At 62.6% G+C, this 17,291-nt stretch carries 17 protein-coding genes and 1 pseudogene; 14 read left to right on the top strand and 4 right to left on the bottom strand.

Going from position 1 to position 17,291, the window contains the following annotated elements; genetic code table 11:
• Nucleotides 1–68: 68 nt before the first annotated feature.
• The 9 genes and pseudogenes from E3374_RS16275 (at nt 69) to E3374_RS16235 (ending at nt 9,502) form a co-directional block, all read left to right on the top strand.
• Nucleotides 69–887 (top strand): ABC transporter permease, encoded by an 819-nt coding sequence (locus E3374_RS16275; RefSeq protein ID WP_136690012.1) that lies wholly within the window; start codon nt 69–71, stop codon nt 885–887.
• Between the two features lie 134 nt (nt 888–1,021).
• Nucleotides 1,022–1,306, top strand: a complete 285-nt coding sequence (locus E3374_RS16270) for an NADH-quinone oxidoreductase subunit J (RefSeq protein WP_136690011.1) — start codon at nt 1,022–1,024, stop codon at nt 1,304–1,306.
• Nucleotides 1,303–1,626 (top strand): hypothetical protein, encoded by a 324-nt coding sequence (locus tag E3374_RS16265; RefSeq protein ID WP_136690010.1) that lies wholly within the window; start codon nt 1,303–1,305, stop codon nt 1,624–1,626. The genes E3374_RS16270 and E3374_RS16265 overlap by 4 nt, the downstream gene beginning before the upstream one ends.
• Complete coding sequence (gene nuoK, locus E3374_RS16260; protein ID WP_211195000.1) at nt 1,626–1,928, top strand: NADH-quinone oxidoreductase subunit NuoK; 303 nt, start codon at nt 1,626–1,628, stop codon at nt 1,926–1,928. The genes E3374_RS16265 and nuoK overlap by 1 nt, the downstream gene beginning before the upstream one ends.
• A 1-nt stretch (nt 1,929) precedes the next feature.
• Nucleotides 1,930–3,972 (top strand): NADH-quinone oxidoreductase subunit L, encoded by a 2,043-nt coding sequence (gene nuoL, locus E3374_RS16255; RefSeq protein WP_136690008.1) that lies wholly within the window; start codon nt 1,930–1,932, stop codon nt 3,970–3,972.
• Nucleotides 3,973–5,508 carry a complex I subunit 4 family protein gene (locus tag E3374_RS16250; RefSeq protein WP_136690007.1) on the top strand — a complete coding sequence of 512 codons (1,536 nt, stop codon included), beginning with the start codon at nt 3,973–3,975 and terminating at the stop codon, nt 5,506–5,508.
• The gene (locus E3374_RS16245) at nt 5,508–7,001 is read left to right on the top strand and encodes an NADH-quinone oxidoreductase subunit N (RefSeq protein WP_136690006.1); all 1,494 of its coding nucleotides are present in this window, start codon (nt 5,508–5,510) and stop codon (nt 6,999–7,001) included. Before E3374_RS16250 ends, E3374_RS16245 begins: the two co-directional genes overlap by 1 nt.
• A 267-nt stretch (nt 7,002–7,268) precedes the next feature.
• Nucleotides 7,269–8,576: pseudogene (locus E3374_RS16240) on the top strand (RNA-guided endonuclease InsQ/TnpB family protein).
• Nucleotides 8,577–8,773: 197 nt separating this feature from the next.
• Nucleotides 8,774–9,502 (top strand): DUF5518 domain-containing protein, encoded by a 729-nt coding sequence (locus E3374_RS16235; RefSeq protein ID WP_136690005.1) that lies wholly within the window; start codon nt 8,774–8,776, stop codon nt 9,500–9,502.
• 106 nt (nt 9,503–9,608) lie between these two features.
• Here the strand turns inward: E3374_RS16235 and E3374_RS16230 are convergent, their stop codons facing one another.
• Both E3374_RS16230 and E3374_RS16225 read right to left on the bottom strand, forming a co-directional pair.
• Nucleotides 9,609–9,983, bottom strand: coding sequence for an ATP-binding cassette domain-containing protein (locus E3374_RS16230; protein ID WP_136690004.1), 375 nt, complete (start codon nt 9,981–9,983; stop codon nt 9,609–9,611).
• Between the two features lie 236 nt (nt 9,984–10,219).
• The gene (locus E3374_RS16225; RefSeq protein WP_136690003.1) at nt 10,220–10,483 is read right to left on the bottom strand and encodes a hypothetical protein; all 264 of its coding nucleotides are present in this window, start codon (nt 10,481–10,483) and stop codon (nt 10,220–10,222) included.
• Nucleotides 10,484–10,725: 242 nt separating this feature from the next.
• On the opposite strand from E3374_RS16225, the gene E3374_RS16220 reads away from it, so the two are divergent.
• The 4 genes from E3374_RS16220 to E3374_RS16205 all read left to right on the top strand — a co-directional run bounded on the left by E3374_RS16220 (nt 10,726) and on the right by E3374_RS16205 (nt 14,012).
• Nucleotides 10,726–11,082 carry a hypothetical protein gene (locus tag E3374_RS16220; protein ID WP_169051887.1) on the top strand — a complete coding sequence of 119 codons (357 nt, stop codon included), beginning with the start codon at nt 10,726–10,728 and terminating at the stop codon, nt 11,080–11,082.
• 165 nt (nt 11,083–11,247) lie between these two features.
• Nucleotides 11,248–11,898: a metal-dependent hydrolase gene (locus tag E3374_RS16215; RefSeq protein ID WP_136690001.1), complete on the top strand. Its 651-nt coding sequence runs from the start codon at nt 11,248–11,250 to the stop codon at nt 11,896–11,898.
• Nucleotides 11,899–12,073: 175 nt separating this feature from the next.
• Entirely contained in the window at nt 12,074–12,778 is a 705-nt protein-coding gene (locus tag E3374_RS16210) for a hypothetical protein (protein WP_136690000.1), read from the top strand.
• Between the two features lie 514 nt (nt 12,779–13,292).
• Nucleotides 13,293–14,012 (top strand): mechanosensitive ion channel family protein, encoded by a 720-nt coding sequence (locus E3374_RS16205; protein WP_136689999.1) that lies wholly within the window; start codon nt 13,293–13,295, stop codon nt 14,010–14,012.
• Nucleotides 14,013–14,125: 113 nt separating this feature from the next.
• On the opposite strand, the gene E3374_RS16200 is transcribed toward E3374_RS16205, so the two are convergent.
• Nucleotides 14,126–14,656 (bottom strand): 50S ribosomal protein L16, encoded by a 531-nt coding sequence (locus E3374_RS16200; RefSeq protein ID WP_136689998.1) that lies wholly within the window; start codon nt 14,654–14,656, stop codon nt 14,126–14,128.
• Between the two features lie 125 nt (nt 14,657–14,781).
• A complete protein-coding gene (locus E3374_RS16195; RefSeq protein WP_136689997.1) occupies nt 14,782–16,089 on the bottom strand; it encodes a hypothetical protein in 1,308 nt (435 codons plus the stop codon).
• A 177-nt stretch (nt 16,090–16,266) separates the two neighbouring features.
• Between E3374_RS16195 and E3374_RS16190 the strand changes: the two genes are divergently transcribed.
• The gene (locus tag E3374_RS16190; protein WP_136689996.1) at nt 16,267–17,286 is read left to right on the top strand and encodes a glutathione S-transferase family protein; all 1,020 of its coding nucleotides are present in this window, start codon (nt 16,267–16,269) and stop codon (nt 17,284–17,286) included.
• The last annotated feature ends 5 nt before the right edge of the window (nt 17,287–17,291 follow it).

Below are 17,291 nucleotides of genomic sequence, written 5' to 3'. Positions count from 1 at the left end.
GCGGTAGCACAGTATCGTATCGGCTTCCTCCCCGCCGTGAACGGCGGGATTTCCCCCTCGGAGGAAAGATGACAACTGCCGATCGTGACGGCGGCAGACCGACTCAGTCGTCCGCTGGTGGGTACTATCACCTGATGCGGGCCGTCATCTATCGTGACTTGTTGATCTGGCTTCGGTACCCGGTCAATGCTGCGCTGGGACTCGTGATGGGCGTGTTCTTCTTCGCATTGATGTTCTACGGCGGGCAGATGATCGCCGGACGGGCCCTGACTGATACGATCGAGGGCCTGATCGTAGGGTACTTCCTGTGGACACTCTCCCAAGGGGCCTACGTGGGTGCGATGAGCGCCGTCCAGTCGGAAGCCAGCTGGGGCACCCTCGAACGGCACTACATCACCCCCTTTGGCTTCGGGCCGGTGATGGCGGCCAAGGCGATCGCCGTCGTGTTCCGAACGTTCCTCACGTCGTCGGTCGTCCTCGCGTTGATGTTGTTGATGACCGGGACGGGCCTGGATTTAAACGTCCTGACGATCGTCGTGATCGCCGGCTGTGGGATCGCGTCCGTCCTGGGGATCGGCCTGGCGATGGGCGGACTGGGCGTGCTGTATAAGCGAATCGGTAACGTCACGACTCTCTTGCAGTTCGCGTTCATCGGACTGATCTCGGCCCCAGTGTTCGACATACCCTGGGCCGCGTCGCTTCCTCTCGCACAGTCGAGTACGATGTTGCAGCGAGCGATGACCGATAACGTTCGTCTCTGGGAATTTGAACCGATCGCTCTGGTGATTCTGCTCGGCACGGCTGTTGTTTACTTGGCAGTTGGCTATCTCGGATTTATCCTGACGACCCGACGGGCCCGTAGTCTTGGGGTTCTCGGGGACTATTGAGCGGACCCATCCGGCGAGTTATCACGGAAATTCGACGGATCACGGGCCAACACGCTCGATACCGGCCTAATTTGCCGGAATCTTTACGGGATAAAGAAATCTTCAAAGGGCGGGCGGGCGCAAAGGGACCTAGCATGGGAGTACTCGAGACAGTCACGTTTGGGCTTTTTGCGCTGACGACCGTCGGGGCGAGCCTCGGTGTCGTCCTGGCCCGGGACGTCTGGCACTCGGCGCTGTTGCTCGGCGTGGCGCTGCTCAGCGTCGCCGTCCACTATGTCATGGCCCAGGCGCCGTTCGTCGCGGCGATGCAGGTCCTGGTGTACGTCGGCGGCGTCCTCATCCTGATAACCTTCGCCGTCATGTTGACGCGGGGTAACGACGCCGACTCCGACGCCGACGGACAGGGGGTGAGACAGTGAGCCGCCCGCGGATCGTCCGCGATCTGAACCCTGGGGGCGCGGTCGCCGCGCTCGCGCTGTTCGGGGTTCTTGTGGCGGTGTTCGTCACCGCGACGTTCCCCGACGCGGCCGGGTTCGAGGCCGGCGTCAGCATCACGGCGGGGATCGGCTACGCGCTGTTCGACATGGCAGATCAGTCCCCGCTCGTGACCGAGGGGTTTCTCGTTTCGTTCGTCCTGATCGCGGTCGCACTGGACGCCGCCCTCGACGGCGCGATCTTGCTGGCCCGTCGGGAAGACGGGTCGGTACTCGATCGCGTCCGCAAGGGGGGTGAAGAGTGATGGTCGGCGTTACCCACTATCTGGTGCTCTCGGCGGCCGTCTTCGCCATCGGCGTCTTCGGGATCCTGACCCGTCGGAACGCCCTTCTGTTTTTGATGTCCGTCGAACTGATGCTCAACGCAGCGAACATCAACCTCGTGGCGTTCTCGCTGCACTACGGCAACCTCTCCGGGCAGGTGTTCGCCCTCTTCGTGATGGCACTGGCGGCCGCCGAGGTGGCCATCGGCCTGGGGATCATCCTCGTGTTGGACCGGAACTTCGGTGGCATCGACGTGACTGTACCGACGACAATGCGGAGGTAACATGACAGGAGCATTCGACTTCGCGCCGGCGATCGCACTGCTCCCGCTCGCAGCGTTCGCGGTTGCGCTGTTCGGCGGGAACTACCTCCCGAAACGCGGTGCCCTGGCCGGCATCACCGCCCTGGTTGGCTCGCTCGTCCTCTCGATCTGGGCGCTCGTGACCGTCGCCGGCGGTGAGACCTACGATGCCGACCTTTACACCTTCGTCGCCGGACAGGACACTCTCTCGCTGCATCTGGGCATCCTGATCGACCCGCTGTCGGCGTTGATGCTGGTCATCGTCTCGTTGATCGCATTGCTGGTGTTCGTCTTCTCGCTGGGATACATGAACGACGAAGACGAGACCGGACTCCCCCGCTATTACGCCGAACTTTCCCTGTTCTCCTTTAGCATGCTCGCGTTCGTCTTCGCGGATAATCTCCTGATGGCGTTCATGTTCTTCGAACTCGTCGGGCTGTGTTCGTATCTGCTGATCGGCTTCTGGTTCCGCGAAGCGGGGCCGTCATCGGCCGCGAAGAAGGCGTTTCTCGTAACGCGTTTCGGGGACTACTTCTTCCTGGTCGGGACCGTTGGGATCTTCGCGACGTTCGGCACCGGGATGTTCGCAGGGAGTGAGAGCTTCCCGCACATGGCCGAGCAGGCGCTGGCGGGTGAACATAGTGTGAGGACGTTCCTCGGTCTCGGTGAGCAGGCCTGGTTCACGGTGCTGGGTCTGCTGGTGCTGGGCGGCGTGATCGGCAAATCCGCCCAGTTCCCGCTACACACGTGGCTGCCCGACGCGATGGAGGGCCCGACCCCCGTCTCGGCGCTCATCCACGCGGCGACGATGGTCGCCGCCGGGGTCTACCTCGTCGCGCGGATGTATGGTTTCTACCTGCTCTCGCCGACCGCACTGGGCGTGATCGCGCTGGTCGGCGGGTTCACCGCACTCTTTGCGGCGTCGATGGCGCTGGTCAAACAGGAACTCAAGCAGGTGCTGGCGTACTCGACGATTAGCCAGTACGGCTACATGATGCTCGCGCTGGGCGGTGGCGGATACGTCGCTGCGGTCTTCCATCTGACCACCCACGCGATCTTCAAGGCGCTGCTGTTCCTGGGTGCCGGGTCGGTCATCATCGCCATGCACCACAACGAGAACATGTGGGACATGGGCGGACTCAAGGACAAGATGCCCGTCACCTACTACGCGTTCCTTTCGGGATCACTCGCGCTGGCTGGTATCTTCCCCTTTGCCGGCTTCTGGTCGAAGGACGAGGTACTCTACGAGACGCTGATCCACGGATTCGGCGGCTCGCCGCTCCTGCTCGCTGGCTACGCGATGGGCCTGCTCGCCGTTGCCTTCACCGGCTTCTACACCTTCCGGATGGTCTTTCTGACCTTCCACGGTGAGCCCCGAACTGCGGATGCCGAGGACCCCCACGGTGTCCGCTGGAACGTCAAGCTTCCACTCGCTGTGCTGGGAATCCTGGCGGCCGTCGCGGGCGTCATCAACCTCGCACCGGTCGAAAAGGTCACTGGCATCCACCTGACGTTCCTGCACGACTGGCTGGACATGGCTCCCGATTCGTTCGGAACGGCTGTCCACCACTATACCGGCGACCACGGGCTGATGCACGAGTTCGCGGGCTACACGGCTGCCCATCCCCTGGGCGAGACCGGCACCGTTCTCGTGGGCGCTGCAATCTCGCTCGGGCTGGCGCTGGCCGGTGCCGGCCTGGCGTACCGACTGTACGCCGTCCCGAGTCCGACGGAGCACACGGACAAACTCGGCTCGCTGAAGACGTTGCTCATGAACAACTACTACCAGGACGAGTATCAGGTCTGGCTCGCACGCGACGTGACACTGCCGCTCTCGCGGGCAGCGGACACGTTCGATCAGAGCGTCATCGACGGCGTGGTCAACGCAACCAGCAGCGTGAGTCTCTTTGCGGGCGAACGCGTCCGCCGGATCCAGACGGGGCTGGTGACCCACTACGCGACGCTGATCACGCTCTCGCTGGTCGCGTTGCTGGTCGTCTTCGGGTACCTCGGGGGGTGGTTCTGAATGTTGCTGGAAGCACTCCTCGCGAGCGTCCTGCTGGGGGCCGGAATCGTCGCCCTGGCACCGAACCGTTATGCCGGCAAACTGGCCGCCGCGATCAGCCTCGTCCCACTCGTGGGCAGCCTCTACCTGTGGTCGGCCTTCGACGGCGTCGCTAACGCACTGCTCTCGGGTGGCGAACCCGCTTTCGAGACCACGATCGCCTGGATCGACCTGGCAGGCTATCAGCTGCAGTGGCACGTTGGCCTTGACGGCGTGAGTGTGCCACTGGTAATCCTGACGACGATCCTCACGACGGCAGCGATCGTCTCGGCCTGGACGCCCATCGACGAACGGGAGTCACAGTTCTATGCCCTCGTGCTCCTGCTGGAGGCGGGGCTTCTTGGCGTGTTCGCGGCACTGGACTTCTTCCTGTGGTTCGTCTTCTGGGAGGTCGTTCTGGTCCCGATGTACTTCCTGATCGCGATCTGGGGCGGTCCGCGCCGGAAGTACGCGGCGATCAAGTTCTTCGTCTACACGAACGTCGCCAGCCTGGCGATGTTCATCGGCTTCATTGCCCTGGTCTTCGGGCTGGGCGATAGCGTCACGACTCTCGGCCTCCCGGAGATCACCCAGGCCCTCCAGGAACCCGGCGCACTCGGTGAGTTCGCCGGGCTGGGGCCGGCCGCATTGAAGGCAGCCGCCTTCTTCGCCATGTTCGCCGGCTTTGCGGTGAAGGTCCCGATGGTGCCGTTCCACACCTGGCTTCCGGACGCCCACGTCGAGGCCCCCACGCCGGTGTCGGTGCTGCTGGCGGGCGTCCTCCTGAAGATGGGGACCTACGCACTCTTGCGGTTCAACTTCACAATGCTGCCCGATGTCGCGAAAGCCAACGCGGAGATCATTGCAATCTTCGCCGTCGTCAGCGTGATCTACGGTGCCTTGCTCGCGCTGGCACAACGTGACCTCAAACGGATCGTCGCCTACTCCTCGATTTCGTCGATGGGCTACGTCCTGCTGGGACTGATCGCCTACACCGTCCACGGGCTGGGCGGGGCGACTTTCCAGATGGTCAGCCACGGGTTCATCTCCGGGCTGATGTTCATGGTCGTCGGCGTGATCTACAACCAGACCCACACGCGAATGGTCGGTGACATGTCCGGGCTCGCCGATCGGATGCCCGTGACGGTCGGCATCTTCGTCGCCGCCGCCTTCGGCTACATGGGCCTGCCACTCATGAGCGGGTTCGCCGCAGAGGTGCTGATCTTCCTCGGGGCGTTCCCCTCGACAGTCCTGCCGGGCGCGCCGATCTTCACTGCGCTCGCGATGTTCGGCATCGTGATCGTCGCCGGGTACCTGCTGTTGGCGATGCAGCGGACGCTGTTTGGGCCGTTCTCCCTGGCGACTGATTACGAACTCGGGCGCGCGCCCGTTCACGACGTGGCGCCGCTGGTCGTGCTGCTGGCCTGCGTGATCGCTCTTGGGGTCGCGCCGGACCTCTTCTACGGGATGATCCAGGACGCGGTTCGTCCGATTCTCGAACTCGGAGGTGGTGTCTGATGGCATTGATCGAACTCCCGACCTGGGCCGCGCTGGCACCCGCGCTCGTGCTGGGAGCGACGGCGCTGGTTCTGTTCCTGATCGACAGCATCGAGCCGGAACCCGACACGACGAGTCCGACGCTGCTGACCGGCGTCGGGCTGGCCGGCGCGCTTTCTGCCCTCGGGTTCAACGTCTGGTACCTGATCGCGGGCACAGGACAGACCACGGCCATCGAACTGTTCGGTGGTCAGTTGATGGTCGACGGCATGACGCTGGTCCTGGGAACGATCGTCGCCAGCGTCCTCGCACTGGTCGTGATCGCGAGCTACGACTACATCGCCGAGGAACCCCACCAGGCGGAGTACTTCTCGTTGCTCTTCCTGGCCGCGACCGGCATGACGCTGCTGGGTTCGGTCGACAGTTTCGCGACGGCCTTCATCGCGCTTGAACTGTCGAGTCTGCCGTCCTACGCGCTGGTTTCCTATCTCAAGGACAACCGTGGCAGCGTCGAAGCGGGGCTGAAGTACTTCCTCGTCGGGGCGCTGTCCTCGGCGATCTTCGCCTACGGGATCAGCCTGGTTTACGGTGCGACCGGGTCGCTGCAGTTCGACGCCGTCGCGAGCGCCGTCGATCCGACCGCACTTCCCGGGATTCTCGGCGTCGGGATCGTGATGATTGTCGGTGGCGTCGCGTTCAAGACCGCGAGCGTCCCGTTCCACTTCTGGGCGCCGGAAGCTTACGAGGGTGCGCCGACGCCCATCTCGGCGTTCATTTCTTCGGCGTCGAAGGCCGCCGGATTCGTCCTGGCCTTCCGGATCTTCACGACCGCGTTCCCGATCGACGCCGTCGCTGGCACGATCGACTGGCTCCTGCTGTTTCAGGTGCTGGCGGTCGCCACGATGGTCTTGGGCAATTTCGCGGCCGCAACACAGGAAAACGTCAAGCGCATGCTTGCCTACTCGTCGGTCGGTCACGCCGGGTACGTGCTTATCGCGCTGGCGGCGTTGACTCCGCAGGCCAACCCCGACCTCGTCCTGGGGGCCGGCATGCTGCACCTGCTGGTCTACGGGTTCATGAACACCGGTGCGTTCCTGTTCGTCGGCCTGGCGGAGTACTGGGACGTCGGGCGGACCTTCGAGGACTACAACGGGCTGGCAAGCGAGGCCCCGGTCGCCTCGGTGGCGATGACGGTCTTCCTGTTCAGCCTCGCCGGCCTACCCGTCGGGGCGGGCTTCCTTTCGAAGTACGTCCTCTTCGGTGCGGCCGTCGGCGCCGGCCTGTGGTGGCTGGCCGCGATCGGCGCGATCGCCAGCGCCCTTAGCCTGTTCTACTACTCCCGGGTCGTCAAGGCGCTGTGGATCGAGGAGCCGACGGAGGAGTTCGAGATCGACTCCTACCCGGTCGGACTGTACACCGCTATCGTCGTCGCGGCGGTCGTGACGGTCCTGCTCCTCCCGGCCTTCGGGCTCGCGAGCGAGGAAGCGATCGCCGCCGCGGGCGCGCTGGTCTGAGGGCGGGTCCGAAATTCCACGTGCGAGTACGGTCGTTTTTGACTGGTGACGCCGGGACCGTCTCGACCCTCATTCAAGATACAAGCGGGAAACCCCGCCGTTCACGGCGTTGACGAGACGCTTCGCGTCTCGTTCGCACACCAGAACGCTTCGCGTTCTGGGGACGGGGAGGAACGCGACACGGTGAGAAACAACCGCCGTTCGGTGGCCGACCGACTCCCCACACCACACGTAACTCACCTGAATGTGGGGTGCTACATATGAAGTATGGCGGCGGTGGGTCGCACGGTCGTCGTCAAACTCGATATGGACGACAGCGACGCGACTCTCCTCCACGACACTGTCGAGGAGTACCTGTGGGCGTGCAACTACGTCGTCCAAGACGCATGGCAGGACGAAGCCCACCTCGAAAAGCAAACTCCACGACCGGACGTACTCCGACGTGCGCGAACAGACACGGCTTCAAGCGAATCTCGTCCAATCCGCACGCAACCGGGCCGCCGAAGCCATCAAAGGCGTCGTCGCCCGGTGGCAGAACGGCAAGAAGGCGTCACAACCACACTTTACGACCCCTGCTGTCCGGTACGAGAAACGGAGTCCGACGTTCCACGACGACCACGTATCTCTCCACGGTGAACGGGCGTATCGAAGCCGAATACGTCCTGCCGCCGGAGGGAGACAACCCGCAGACGAAGTACCTCCGCGACGACGACTACGAAGTGACGGGTGCGACGCTCCAGTACCGCGACGAGACGGATACCTTTTTCCTCCACATCGGAACGAAGGCCGACGTGGAGTCAGAGATACCGGACGAAGGCGACGCCGAGAACAGTACAGTCCTCGGCGTTGACCTCGGTATCGAACAGATAGCCGTCACGTCAACCGGGATGTTCTGGAGTGGCGACTCCCTCAACCACCGTCGCCGGGAGTATGAACGGGTCCGTGGCGAGCTTCAACGGACGGGCACGGAATCAGCCCATCGAACCATTGAACGGATGGGCGACCGAGAGACACGGTGGGTAGAGGACTACCTACACCGCATCTCGAAAGCACTCGTCCAAGAACCCGTCGCGCACGGGTGCGACCGGATAGCGTTCGAGGAGTTAACGGACATCCGCGACCGGCTGCCGGGCGCAAAGAAGTTCCATGCGTGGGCGTTCCGCCGCCTGTACGACTACACGGCGTACAAAGCCGAGGCGGAGGGTATCGACGCCACGCAGGTAGACCCGGCGTACACGTCCAAGCGTTGCTCGAAGTGCGGGACGACGCTGGACGAGAATCGTCCGTCTCAATCGAAGTTCCGTTGCCAGAAGTGCGGCTACGAGGTCAACGCGGACTACAACGCGGTCGTCAGGTCGCGCGCGACCTGACGGGCAGCCAGATTCCGTCGGAATCTGGCTACGGCGAAGAACATCGGATTTCGGCTACTCCGTGCGGGGCAAAAGTCTCCGCACGGAGGGGCGAGACGTCACCTCGCCCTGAAGTCGGGGACGCTGAACGTGAATGGCGGCTACTCGCCTGCCAGCCGATAGGGTTGGCCAGAACGGGAGTCCACCGACAAGCCCCGCTCTTTAGGGTGGGGAAGGTGACTCGCCGTCAAACGGTCGTCCGTGGAGAAGCCGATCCCGGGCCGGGGTCACGATAGTTTTCGGTGCCCTGAGCGGCGTTCTCGGCGGTGCTGTCGGAACTCGCCTTCCTTGAGGCCGACTCTCTCAGGGGAAACGATCGTCTGCAGAGACACCATTAAACCAGAACCCATCGAAGAGCCTATTATGGGAACGACAGACACACCCCCAACCGGTGACGGGAATTCGGACGTGTTCACCCGTCCGGTTCCGGAGTACATCCACTGGCTGGCCGGAGTGATCATCGCGCTGGGTGGGATGGCACTGACGGTCGGCGGCACCGCCCTGACCTTCGTCGTCGATCGGGGACTGCTTCAGGAGGGTATCGAGTCGGGGGAAATCACCGTGATCGTCCTCGAACGCGATCTCACAGAAGCACAGATGCTCGATTTGTCCCTGGAGATCGTCAACTGGACTGGTATTGGGCTTCTCGTGACGGGGATTGGGTTGGTGCTGTTCGCGATCGGGTACGTCGCCGTTCGCCATCGGGCCCGTCGCGAAGTCAGCGACGACGAGCACGTGGATTCTTACCGTGCCTCTGCCGTCCTGGGTGCGGTTGCCACGGCGGTGCTGTCGTTCGTCCCGTTTTCGCCGGTCCTCGGTGGCGGCCTCGCGGGCTATCTCGAACAGACAGAGAGCGGCCGCTCGATAAGCGTCGGTGGAGTGGCTGGCTTTCTGTCCATGGTGCCGGCCCTGGTGATCCTCGCGTTCGTCTCTGCTGGCCTGTACAACGGGTTCGCGACGATCGGAGAGAGCGGTCTGGGTATCGTCGTCGGTACCGTGATGGTCCTCACAGTACTGTTCGTCGCAGCCTACGGTGCCGGTCTCGGCGCACTCGGTGGCTTTGCCGGCGGTCGCCTCGCCGAGACCGAGTGAGAGCGTGGTCCCCCTCCACATACGGATTTCTCATGCGGTGAGTCGCGTGTTTGTCCTCGTTGCGTAGTGGCGTTCGCACGAAGCTCAATCGATCCGTACTGGCTGCTTACAGGAGCTTCTTGACGTCCAACCACCGTCGGACAGTGACCCACCCGACTGCGACCGCCAGCAACGAAACGCCGATCGATTCAAAGTCCGCCTGATGAGCGTCCGCAACGACGTGGATCGCCCGGGTGTCGCCCTCTTTGAGCCGGGAGAGAAGCTCCTCGTTCGGCCCCTTGGCGAGGACGACCCCGTCCTGAACGATCGTCAACTCGTCGGCGAGGAACTCGGCTTCGTAGCGGTTGTGCGTCGAGTAGCAAAGCGTCCGGCCCTCCGCTGCCAGATCGTCGAGTTGCATCCTGAGTGACTTTGCCGCCGTTGGGTCGAGGCCGGTCGTCGGTTCGTCGAGGAACAGCACTGTTGGCTCCCCGAGTAACACCGTGCGACGATGGTCCGCTGGCGCTGGCCACGGCTCAGGTCGGTCGCCTTGCAATCGAGTAATTCCGTCACCCCTGCGAACTCACTCGTCCGAGCGATCCGCTCCGTCCGCTCGTCACGATCCAGTCCGATAATGCGACCCCAGTATTCGAGGTTGTCCTCGACAGTCAACTGCGGATTCAACGCACGTAGTCCCTTCCCGTGAAGCTCGATCGAGGCGATGTGTCGGATCAATCTTCACCCGTCAGCGAGTTGAATAGCCCTGGTGACGACGTACATGAGCACGATCGCTGCGCCGACAGCGAGGACGAGTTGTGTAAATGACCTCAGGATGAGGCTAATGAACGTCCCCTCGAAGATCACTACGACTACGAGGTACGGCAGCAATGCAAGTGACCCGAACAGGACGACGAGTCCCAGAATGGGCAGCGACTCGTCCCAGATCTGTCGGAGATCTAGTTCATCATTCTCCCGTTTTACGAACGGTTGGGAACCTGACATCGTATGAATCTCCGGGGCGAGTCCGGTAAACCCTCGGACGGATAGAAAGCCCCGACTCACACTGGATCTCGCCCTTTGCCCACCTGATACCATCCCGATGACGATTCCCGTCCCCCGGTCGGTGTCCGATCCGGACTCGCCCGCGATAGGATGCCACTCTGACGACGGTTCGCCTCCCCCATTCGGGAAAGCGGCAAGTCCAGCACCGCTAGACCTTTGATCATGTTGTCCGAACGATCAGTATGCGCGTTCGAACCGTGGGGTACGCCATCGGCGCGGGAATCGCCACGTTCCTCGTCGTCTTCTTCGTGGTCTCGGAAGCACTGCTCTCGTATATCGAGTTCTCTGTGCTGGTCGGGCTTCCAGCGGGCCTCCTCGCTGGGACCCTGGCCGCCGCGTTCGTGCACACGCAACTGGGAACGGAAACGAGTCACACGCGTCGAGCGCTCGCTCGTGGGCTCGGTTCCGCCGGCCTCACCTTCGTCGTCGCGTTCGGCGTCACGCTCCTGGTTCAACAGGGAATCACGGTGGCGGTTCTCCTGGGGACCGTTACGGGAGCCGTTGCCGGAACGGTGATTTTCGTCCGGGAGAAGGGGTAGGCTAGTTTGACCACGCCGACATCCTGGGCCGAGCTTTAGGTCTCCCAAGGCCCGGACGCGGACGTCCGTCCTCGTTGGGGCCACTATTGTCGCGTTCGCGAGTCTCGATCGAGCCCGAACGTGACCGATACATTCATTCTTTCGTGTCCCATTTATCCCGACACAATGATGCTCCCGACCCACGTCCTCGCGGGGATGGCGCTCGCGATACCGGTGAGCTTTGTCGCCCCGGAGTTCGCCGGCGTTGGGCTCCTCGCAGGACTGTTGGGGGGTATGTTTCCCGACCTCGATATGTACGTCGGCCACCGGAAAACGCTCCACTATCCCGTATATTATTCCGTCTTCGCGGTCCCCTCGCTGGTAGTGGCGGTATTTCTCCCGTCGATTTGGACGGTCTTCCCGGCCGTGTTCCTGGCTGGGGCGGCTGTCCACAGTCTCGCCGACGTGTTCGGCGGTGGCCTCGAACTCCGGCCCTGGGAGGGGACCTCGGATCGGGCTGTCTACGATCACTACCGGGAGCGCTGGATCTCCCCCCGACAGTGGATCAGCCACGATGGCTCGCCCGGCGACCTCCTGCTCTCGTACGCTCTTGCATTTCCGCTCCTGCTTGCAGTCGAGGGGACCTTTCACTGGGCGGTGATCGCGGCCCTCGCCGTTGGGAGCGTCTACGCGGCCGTCCGTCGGCAATTGCCGACGCTCGCCGCGGTCGTGCTCGACGTCGCCGGGCCGTGGCTCCCCGAGGACGTACTGTCTACTATCCCGACACGTTATCGCGACGGTCACCCGGACCCTGCTGGATCGGGGGCGTCGGATTGAACGATCCGGTGTGTCGAACAGCACGGAGCATCCGGAAGCCAACTGTTCCCTCAGCTATCTGTCGATCGGTCGCCTGTCAGTCTGTTGTCCGTCGCCCGGGCGGCGAAGACCGCCACTGGGCGAAAAGATCATGCTGTCGCCGGCACACGTCACCGAGGTGATGGACTGAACCACCGTGTTCGATCTCCTCATACTCCTCGCTCTCTCGCTCCAGGGGGCGATCCTCGGACTCCTCGTCGTGGCCGTTCGTCGCCGGAACGTCCCGGCCGCGGTCAACGCCTCCGGCGCGTTCGTTCTCGCGGTGCTTCCCACCGTTCTCGAGATCGGGCTTCGGACGGGACTGGGTGAACAACTCGCTTTGAACCCACTGCTCGCGATCTGGCTCGGCGTCGCCGGATTCCTCCACTCGCTGGGGATGCTTGGCCTGTACGACACGACGTGGTGGTGGGATCACCTTACGCATACCGTTTCGGCTGCGCTCGCCGCGGCGCTGCTCTACGCCGCGTTTCTCGTCGCGTTCCCGTCTCTGTCCGGGAACATTCCGTGGCCGGACTCCGTCGGCTCGATGACAGTCGCGTTCACGCTCGTGATCGGCATCTTCTGGGAGTTGCTCGAACTTCTCGCCCGCGACGTGGCCGACCGCCTCGACGTCGAACCGGTGCTCGTCCACTACGGCTGGCGCGATACGGCCGCCGACCTCGTCTTCGACATCCTCGGCGCGATCGTGGTCGTTGCCCTCGACGTGCGAATCTTCGTTTCGATCGTCGAGCGGTTCCCCGCCCTCACCGAAGGACTCCTGGTCGCGAGCGGGTGGATCGTCGTCTTCGGTTCGATCGCGATCCCGCTGTTTGTCGGGGTCGACGGATCGATCCGGTTCTGATCACGAAACCGATAGCGTCGCTGACGGGTCTGTGACGAGGTCTGTGCGAACGTGTATCGATCGAACCGACGGACTGCGTGTCGATAGGACACGACCGACAGTATCGTGGTCACCACGAGCAGGGCGGTCGAGAGAAGAGACAAGATGTCGGCGGAGACGCCGAGACAGAAAGGCAACGTCCGGGAGACGAACGCCCAAGTCAGCCCTCGAACGATCGATTCGTCGACCACGCCCGCGCCAGCCGCGGTGACGTATCGGGAGGCGCTGAACAGCCCGAACGCTCACCGGCTCGGAAGGACTGTCTTTCTCGTGAGGACACTCTCTCACGTGCCCGACTCCGGGACGTCACGGTGTTAGTCGTCGGCTGACCCCTCGTCCCGGTGGAAGCGTCGTTCGTCCGGTCTTCGAGGGGAGTCGTCGTGTACGAATATAATACCAGACGATAGTCCCTAGACTCCACCTTTTCAGTTTATATAAGAACGTTTATTGTTGTTCGTAGATATCGCGGACGTGTATGTCACTGACACCAGCTGTCGTGACCGATGCAGTCGTACCGTTGTTCGTTGATACGTTCTCTACGACTTTCGGGAACGCGATCGAGATGATCATCACTCAGTTGCCACGTTTCTTCGGTGGGCTGGCAATCCTGCTCGGCGGGTTGCTCCTCGGGGTTCGACTCCAGCCGGTCGTCGTGGGCCTGTGTCGACGGACCGGGATCGACGAAGTCTTTGACGACACGCCTGTCGCGGCACTGTTCGGGGGCGAGGCCGGAGCGATTTCGCGGGCGGTCGGCGCCGCCGTCAAGTACTACGTCATCCTCTTTGGGGCACTCCTCGCGGTCGATGTGACGGAGTTTCAGGAGCTGAACACCTGGCTGAAGACGCTGGTCGTCTGGGTACCACAGGCCCTGGCCGGCGTCGCAATCATCCTCGTCGGGCTGGTCCTGATCGAGTCCGCCGTTCGACAGGCCCGTCGATCCGACGTCGTCGAAGAGAGCGATTTCGGCGTGTGGATCCCCGCGACGGTGCGGGCGACCCTCTACGTGATCGTCTTCGTGATCGGGCTCGATATGATCGGCATCAACCTTGAGATCGTCTACCTGATCGTCGAGGGCATCACGTCGGCGATCGGTCTGGGCATCGTCGCCGCCCTCGCGCTGGGACTGGGTGTCGCCACTGGCCTCTTCGCGAAGGAATACGTCGATCGGGAACTCCAGAGTCGGGCCGAGGGCTGACAATCCTCTTTTCGTCGAGTCCGATCTCGACACGACGACGCCTCGCCCATATTGTGATTCGACGAGCGTGAGTGCGTCGTGAAAAGTGAGTCCGCGCGTTCGATGCGGTCGATCTACGCGATCAGTCGTTCTTCACCGCGTTCGACTTTGATCCGGCAGGGCGGGGTAATCTTGTTGTACGCGCGCCGGAAGGCTTCCTTGACTGCGTCGGCCTGATCGACGTCACAGTAGGCGGTGAACAGACGTTCACCGGACTGGACGCGGGCGGCCGTTCCGACGATCTTCCCGAAGGACTGGCGCATGCCGTCAGAGACACGGTCGGCCCCGGCCCCGGTCGCCTGTTTGTTCTCCCGGATGACTTGGTGGGGGAACTTTCGGAGGACCATCTTGTAGTTGCCCTCACCGAACTCCTTGATCAGGTGACGATTGGCCGAGAGACGTGCAGCCTCCATCGAACCGTGCCGGAGCTGGACGGACTCTTCGACGACCAACGAGATCTGGACAGGATAGTCCTCGGGATCGGCGTCGGCGTCGCCCATCTGGTGCTGTGCGATCTTCGAACCGGGGATGCCGGTGATGTACTCGCGTCGGGTGTACGACGGTTTGTCGATGTCCCGGTACATCGAGGCTGGTTTCTCCGCCATGAGTTTCTCTTGGCTGAGAAGAGGGAAAGGCGTCAAATAAGGGCTTCGAACCCGTCCGCTCACGGTCCCTGATTCGTGGTCGACTCCCATCCCGTCTGTTCACGGTTTCGCCCCGTAATCGATTGCTATCGATCGTCGGCAGTGACACCTGATCCGGGCAGTCGCCCGTCCGTCGTCGATTCCTCCGGAATGATGTCATTCCGGAGGGATCTGACGTCCTCACGCATATCAGGCACACGTTCACGTGCCAGCGCGTCAGCCCCATCGAGTAATTCGGTTGCCCGATCAGGGGGCGTCTGGGTGTCCGAACGGTGGGTGGCGACGTTCTCGTTCGCGTATTCACATGCGCCTCGGCAGTAAGCCTCCACCAGGTTCCGGACGGCGGCTTCCAGTGCGTCCCGGGCCTTCTCCCGATCGACGTCGAACCGGGGTCTGTCACGACCCCAGTCCAGGGTGTATACGATTTCGTACCGATTCATTGTCGTCTTCCACCAGCGGATCGCCGCTTCGGGATCCTCGGTCGCGGCGGCGACTTCACGGGCAAACTCAGCGGCTTCGAGAGGGGCACTTGCGAGTCTTCGGCGATCGGCGAGGACAGTATCGCGCCGTTGGATAAGTTCCTCGTCAGAGGGCTTCTCGGCGTCGACTTCGATCGCCCGAGAATAGGCGTCCCTGGCCGCTTCGAGGTCGTCGAAGGCCGCTTCGAGCTTGCGGTCATCCCATCGACGCTCGGCCCGCTCGAACAGGTGATCAGCACGTGTCGCGTGGGCCTGCCGACGCAACGCGGTCAGATCGTTTCGAACAGTGGTGATTTCCTCTCCCAGGACGGCGTCGGCGCCGGGTGACGAACTGATAATCTCGCTGGCCGTGTCCAGTTCGTCCTCGACGGTCTCGAAAAGTGAGCAGGTCCCGGAACCGTCTCCCCTTCCGATACGTTCTTCGAGACGATCGAGTATCCGTCGGGCCCGATCGAGGTGATCCCCGGCCGTCCGCCAGGTCTCGACGAGTTGACTGGCACGTTCCCGAACGGGATCGAGGTTCCCCCAGCAGGGAAAGCGATAGGTGGTGTCGGCTGTCTCGACGAGTAACGTCTCTCCGAGCAGACGGTTCTCGATCGAGACGTCTCTGACGTCCGAGAGCCCGACCGGGATCGTCCGATCGCCATCCGTCCGACCGACGGCAAACAGGATCCGACAGTCGGTCAAGAGTGCCACTCCAGCGTGCCACCGGTCCGGGCGATACGCTTGCCTTCCTTCCACGACGACGCCGTTTCGATGGTTCCACAGGCAGAACTGCGGCTGTTCGGCGGCCCGGAGATACGTCACCAGCGGCCGGTCTGCGAGCAACGGACGTCCCAGCAGTCCGTCGGTTTCGGTCGCCGTGAGCGGCGCACCGTCCAGTCCCCTCTCCGAGAAGTCGATCACCCCTTGCACGTAACCACCCAAATGTACCCATCGAATACTCATCAATGAGAATACAAAAAACCATCCCTCTCGGGCTATCACTTTTCGAGGGCAGGAGGACAACGGCCGTCAGGGAAATCGGTGAGCGGCGGTGACACGCGGGTTACTACGAGTTTTTTGTCTGTCCGACCCCAATCCCCTCTTACCATGAATATGCTCGTCGACGGCGAGTGGCAAACTGACGCCTACCAGACCACCAACGAGGACGGCGCCTTCGAACGTCAGACGACTTCGTTTCGCGACCGGATCGAGGACGAACCCGACGCCCGATTTCGACCGGAGGCCGACCGCTATCACCTCTACGTCTGCCGGGCCTGTCCCTGGGCTCACCGGACGCTGATCACGCGGACGTTGAAAGGACTCGAGGACACGATCACCGTCGACTACGTCGACCCTTACCGCGGCGACGACGGCTGGCAGTTCACCCCCGAGAAGGACGGCTGTACGCCCGACACAGTCAACGGTGCTGACTACCTCCGAGAGGTCTACGTGGAAGCCGACCCCGATATGACGGGGCGCGTCACCGTACCAGTCCTCTGGGACAAACAGGAGGACACCATCGTCAACAACGAATCCGCCGAGATCATGCGGATGCTGGATACGGAATTCGATGACGTGGCCGAGAACGACGTGGATCTCTATCCTGAAGGATACCGCGAGGAGGTCGATCGGCTCATCGAGGCCATCTACGAGCCGATCAACAACGGCGTCTACAGGACCGGATTCGCCGATTCCCAGGCTGCCTACGACGAGGCCGTCGAGGAACTGTTCGACGCTCTGGATCACTGGGATTCGGTACTAGCCGACCAGCGATACCTCGCGGGTGATCGCCTGACAGAGGCCGATGTCGCGATGTTCACCACGTTGGTGCGTTTCGACGAGGTCTATCACACTATTCCCACGACTTTGAGTAAAGTGTCTAACTCAATCCAAGACACGCACCCCGAGAAATGGCGTCGGATTCGGGATTACGAACACCTGCATCCATACCTTCGGGACTTGTATCAGACGGATGGAATCGCGGACACCGTAAATATGGCCCACATTGTCGAACACTACGCTTCGCCAGGCTCGCCGCAACTACACACACCCAACCCGGAGGATATTGAGATGCGGTTAGATGAACCCCACGACAGAGACAGGCTGCCGACTGTGCCACTCGAATAAGTCGG

The sequence above is a fragment of the Halorhabdus amylolytica genome (genome assembly GCF_004944975.1).
GTDB lineage: Archaea > Halobacteriota > Halobacteria > Halobacteriales > Haloarculaceae > Halorhabdus > Halorhabdus amylolytica.
Note: the sequence above shows the minus strand (reverse complement) of the source record. Positions and strands in the feature narration are given on the sequence as shown.